The organism is Aeromonas sp. QDB63 (assembly GCF_027707425.1).
GTDB classification, from domain to species: Bacteria; Pseudomonadota; Gammaproteobacteria; order Enterobacterales; family Aeromonadaceae; genus Aeromonas; species Aeromonas caviae.
This window is the reverse complement of record NZ_JAPCIS010000079.1, coordinates 1-733: the sequence shown is the minus strand read 5'-3', so window position 1 is coordinate 733 and position 733 is coordinate 1. Positions and strand designations below refer to the sequence as shown.

Here is a 733-nt window from a genome sequence, read left to right as displayed (position 1 = left end):
GGGCACTGTTGCAAATAGTCGGTGGTGATAAACTTATCATCCCCTTTTGCTGATGGAGCTGCACATGAACCCATTCAAAGGCCGGCATTTTCAGCGTGACATCATTCTGTGGGCCGTACGCTGGTACTGCAAATACGGCATCAGTTACCGTGAGCTGCAGGAGATGCTGGCTGAACGCGGAGTGAATGTCGATCACTCCACGATTTACCGCTGGGTTCAGCGTTATGCGCCTGAAATGGAAAAACGGCTGCGCTGGTACTGGCGTAACCCTTCCGATCTTTGCCCGTGGCACATGGATGAAACCTACGTGAAGGTCAATGGCCGCTGGGCGTATCTGTACCGGGCCGTCGACAGCCGGGGCCGCACTGTCGATTTTTATATCTCCTCCCGTCGTAACAGCAAAGCTGCATACCGGTTTCTGGGTAAAATCCTCAACAACGTGAAGAAGTGGCAGATCCCGCGATTCATCAACACGGATAAAGCGCCCGCCTATGGTCGCGCGCTTGCTCTGCTCAAACGCGAAGGCCGGTGCCCGTCTGACGTTGAACACCGACAGATTAAGTACCGGAACAACGTGATTGAATGCGATCATGGCAAACTGAAACGGATAATCGGCGCCACGCTGGGATTTAAATCCATGAAGACGGCTTACGCCACCATCAAAGGTATTGAGGTGATGCGTGCACTACGCAAAGGCCAGGCCTCAGCATTTTATTATGGTGATCCCCTGGGC

1 protein-coding gene is annotated in these 733 nt (G+C 53.3%); it reads left to right on the top strand.

The window, feature by feature from the left end; genetic code table 11:
* Window positions 1-64: 64 nt before the first annotated feature.
* Window positions 65-733: IS6-like element IS26 family transposase (locus PG879_RS20455; protein ID WP_270830618.1), on the top strand; the 669-nt coding region annotated here is incomplete at its 3' end.